We start from the raw sequence: 4,125 nt of genomic DNA, 5'->3' as shown, positions 1-4,125 counted from the left end.
TTGTTTATAAGGATGATAAAATCATCCTTATCTATCCGATGGTGGACAGCTAAGGATGATTTTTATCAATTCTTTCTTGCTAAGATAATTTAATTTATAATTCATCAAACGGGCTCTTAATGTTTTGTAAATATTTAGTACTCACATGGGTGTATATCTCTGTTGTCTTACTGCTGTTATGGCCCAAAAGCTCCTGGATGTAACGCAGGTCGGTACCGCTTTCCAGTAAATGAGTAGCATAACTGTGCCGCAGCCAGTGAAGGCTTACCGGTTTATTGATACGAGCCTTTGTAACGGCCTGCTTTAAAACACTCGCCAAACTTCGTTCATCGTAAGGCATGCCCCTCACCTGCCCTTCGAACAGCCAGGTTTGAGGTTTGTAGAGAACGTAATATTGCCGGAGCATCAGTAAAATCTTTGCTGATAGCGGGCTGATACGGTCCTTTTTTCCTTTCGCCTGCCGGATGATCAGTACGTTCCTTTTAGAATCAACGTCCTGCGCTTTCAGGTTTAGCAATTCGCTTCTTCGCAGCCCGCAGCTATAAATCATACACAGCATCATCCTGTGCTTAATGTTCACAGGCGTATCCAGGATTTTTTTTATTTCTTCCCTGCTCAGCACGTTAGGAAGCTTCTTTTCCCGCTTAGGCCGATGGAGCAGCTCTGTTTCCATTGAAGTATTGGACGTGATCTTAAAAAATAGCTTACAGGCATTTACAATCTGGTTCTGATAGGATGACGACAGCTTGTTTTTCAGAATATACCGGTTGTTAAAAAGCACCAGGTCATTCTGGTTAATGTCCTCTATCTCTTTGTCATTAAAATATCCCAGGAAAACACCAATTGCATCACAATAAGTCGAAATGGTACTATCGCTATACCGACGTGATCTCAGCCAGAGTCGAAATTGCTTAATATGTTCGCTGACCGATGCTTCCCGGGCTGAGGCAAGCCCGAATTTCAGCCGGTTAGTAAGATTATCCGGCAAATGCCATGCTCGCAATGTTCTGCTCCAGCAGCATCCGCGCAACTTTTTTATACGGTCGACCAGCGCCGGTTCCTTTTCAAAATATACCGCGATGCGTGCCTGTCCGCCATGGCTCACAAGCCGTGCTTCCCAACGATTGCCTTGCTTTTCCATTGCTGCCGTCAGTCTGATGAATGACCGGGCAAATAACAGGAAGAAATATAAAAAGTAAGTGAGTTTAAACGGGTATATACGGTTATAAACGGGTAATGGTTATGCCCGCCCTCATGTTCGGCTGTACGTTACTTACCATCCTGATGCCTGTTTAAAAGAAGTTTCCGCGGTGACATCGACGAAATAATCATTTTACCAACTCCATAAGCCGGGGCTAACTGTTCATCCGCACAGCCCGGTTGCAAAAACTCATTTCCCATCTGCTCCCTAACAAAATCCGCACTTTATACAGCAACCAGGGAATTAACTTACACTTAATTCATTATGGTGAGGAAACCGCACATGTGTAAAAATTAAAGCATATCTCATTCATCCATAATCCATACCTTATCCATCTCTTGTCCAACTCATGTTGTGGATATATAGATTATTTAAGAACTAAATAACAATAAAATATTATTAATTATTTGTTAATACCATTTTCGTTCTCTAAATTGGTTGTAGATAAACCTTATCAAACATGGGAAAAATTGATTCTGGCATCAACGGGCCGGTTCGCGGAAAGGTAGGTACCGTTGTCGGGGCCGTATGGAAGGACATTGCTTACGTCCGCAGCCGGCCTTCGAAACCTAAAAATCGAACCGAAGGGCAACTGCAGCTGCAAAGCCGCTTCAGCCTGATTACCGGCTGGCTTAAGCCATTTAAACCCTTTACCGCCCTGGGCCTGATGAATTATTCGGGTCGAATGACGGCTTACAACGCGGCTTATAGCCTGAATCATTCATTGTACCCGGAATCGCCGGAGCAGATAGCGGAGATCGATTACAGCCGGATGATCCTGAGCGACGGCAGCCTGAAACAGGCTGAGAACGTAGACCTGGAACTTATCGAAGATCATTCGCTGCAGCTGACATGGAGCAGTCCTTTCAGCGCCGCAGACACTGACGAGTTGCTGCTTCTTCTCTATTCAGCAGAGCTAGGCGAAAGCGACCATTTAAAAGGTGGCGTGCTGCGCCGCGACGGGCGCTGCCTGTTCCGATACACGGAGCAATTCAAGGGTATGCAGGTCGCGATCTTTATCGGATTTGTCTCCCGGGACCGTAAAAAAGCATCGCGGAGCCAGTATTTGGGTAAGATTTCAATATAAAACTAAGAACAGCGCTATACTTCAGCTGCCAGAGATCCGTGTTTATAATCTGCAGCAACTTTAACTGGCGGCAGGAAGCCACGAGTGCATAGTTAGAGGTTTATCAACATTAGTCAGCCTCATTACAGATGGTTGATTACAGCAAATTAAAAATAAACCTTGAACGCAGGGATCCTTCACTCGCCGTTCTTAACCTTACACGTCGTTCAGGATGACAAATCAGAAATCCTACTTTCCGATGCAAAACTTAGAAAAGATATTATCCAGCAAGTCATCCGTGGTAACACTCCCCGTTATCTCACCGAGATAATGCAGAGCCTGCTTGATATCCATAGCGAGGAAATCAGAAGTTACAGGATTTTCAATGCCCTGCAGCACGCGCTGAAGCGACTCCTGGGTTTTTTGCAATGCCTCGACATGCCGGATATTTGTGATCAGCGTTTGATTATCCGATAGCCTGTTACCCACGGCTTTTTCGTAAAGCATGTTTTTAAGGTCGTCGATATGCTTTTTTTCCCTTGCGGAGATTGCCACAAAACTAACGCCCTCAGGAAGCTTGATTTCCTTTAACCGGTCATTGATCGAAAGGTCGATCTTGTTGGCGACGGCGACAAACGTCAGGCCCGGGCGATGTAAGCGCTCAATATCTTCCGAAATCTCGGAGGCCGAAAGTGCCAGTACATCAAAAACATAGATCAGTACGGCCGACTGGCTGATCTTCTGCATAGTTTTCTCTACTCCGATGGCTTCGATCGTATCGGTAGCTTCCCGGATTCCGGCAGTGTCGATCAGGCGGAAGTTGATGCCCCGGATGTTAAGTACTTCTTCAATGGTATCACGCGTAGTGCCGGCAATATGGCTCACTATCGCGCGATCGTCATTTAGCAGGGCATTGAGGAGAGTAGACTTGCCTGCATTCGGGCGGCCTGCAATTACCGTATTGATACCCTCTTTTATCACATTTCCGAGTTCAAAAGATTGAATTAGCTCTGTGATAACGCCGTCAATTTGCAGGATTAGCTGTTGCAGCTGGCTTCGGTTTGCAAACTCCACGTCCTCTTCGGAAAAGTCAAGTTCCAGCTCGATCAGTGAAGCGAAATGGATAAGCTGCTCACGCAGCGCTTTCAGCTGGTTCGAAAAGCCACCGCGCATTTGCTGCATAGCAACCTGGTGCGAAGCGGCCGAGTTTGATGAGATCAGGTCTGCTACGGCCTCCGCTTGAGAAAGGTCCATGCTGCCGTTCAGAAAGGCACGGAGGGTAAACTCGCCCGGCTTGGCGGCACGTGCCCCTTTTTTTATCATCAAACGGATAATGCTTTCAATGATGAACTGCGATCCATGCGTCGATATCTCCACCACATTTTCTTTGGTATATGAATGCGGGGCGATAAACAGGGAAATCAGCACTTCATCCAAAATGGTTTCCTCCGAACGGATCGTACCGAAATGAATGGTATGTGAAGCTTGTTTGTTCAAATCTTTTCCCCGGAAAACACTGTTGGCGATGCTTATCGCGTCCGGACCGGAAAGGCGGATCACTCCTATTGCTCCTACTCCCGCAGGTGTTGCCAGGGCAACGATCGTATCAGTTGATTGCATAAGCTGCAAAAATACAGATTAGCCGGGATTTTAGCGGGGATGCAGGATGCTTAAATTGCTTGCTTAAAGTCTGTGCAACACTCGCCGGCCGCTTGGTGTGCCAGACGGCTGGGCTATCATCCATAGCCGTATCACCTCGTTTTCTTAACGCCAAAAATTTGCCTGCCTACCGGTCAGGCAGGCAGGCCGACTTCGTACTATCAACGGCAGTAAGGACATGATTGGTTGCCGGGACAGT

The 4,125-nt window shown here is 46.6% G+C and carries 3 protein-coding genes; 1 reads left to right on the top strand and 2 read right to left on the bottom strand.

The window, feature by feature from the left end; genetic code table 11:
- Positions 1 to 94: 94 nt before the first annotated feature.
- Positions 95 to 1,141 (bottom strand): tyrosine-type recombinase/integrase, encoded by a 1,047-nt coding sequence (locus tag GS399_RS20410; protein WP_160846513.1) that lies wholly within the window; start codon positions 1,139 to 1,141, stop codon positions 95 to 97.
- Between the two features lie 520 nt (positions 1,142 to 1,661).
- On the opposite strand from GS399_RS20410, the gene GS399_RS20405 reads away from it, so the two are divergent.
- The gene (locus GS399_RS20405; protein ID WP_160846512.1) at positions 1,662 to 2,288 is read left to right on the top strand and encodes a DUF6266 family protein; all 627 of its coding nucleotides are present in this window, start codon (positions 1,662 to 1,664) and stop codon (positions 2,286 to 2,288) included.
- 228 nt (positions 2,289 to 2,516) lie between these two features.
- Here the strand turns inward: GS399_RS20405 and mnmE are convergent, their stop codons facing one another.
- Complete coding sequence (gene mnmE, locus GS399_RS20400) at positions 2,517 to 3,887, bottom strand: tRNA uridine-5-carboxymethylaminomethyl(34) synthesis GTPase MnmE (RefSeq protein WP_160846511.1); 1,371 nt, start codon at positions 3,885 to 3,887, stop codon at positions 2,517 to 2,519.
- Positions 3,888 to 4,125 lie beyond the last annotated feature (238 nt).

Source organism: Hufsiella arboris, from assembly GCF_009834875.1.
GTDB lineage: Bacteria > Bacteroidota > Bacteroidia > Sphingobacteriales > Sphingobacteriaceae > Hufsiella_A > Hufsiella_A arboris.
The sequence above is the reverse complement of the archived record's forward strand: the minus strand, read 5'-3'. Positions and strand labels throughout refer to the sequence as shown.

Excerpts from the sequence above, each read along its gene's own strand:
- GS399_RS20410 (WP_160846513.1), bottom strand. The coding sequence starts at position 1,141 with ATGGAAAAGCAAGGCAATCGTTGGGAAGCACGGCTTGTGAGCCATGGC.
- GS399_RS20405 (WP_160846512.1), top strand. The coding sequence starts at position 1,662 with ATGGGAAAAATTGATTCTGGCATCAACGGGCCGGTTCGCGGAAAGGTA.
- mnmE (WP_160846511.1), bottom strand. The coding sequence starts at position 3,887 with ATGCAATCAACTGATACGATCGTTGCCCTGGCAACACCTGCGGGAGTA.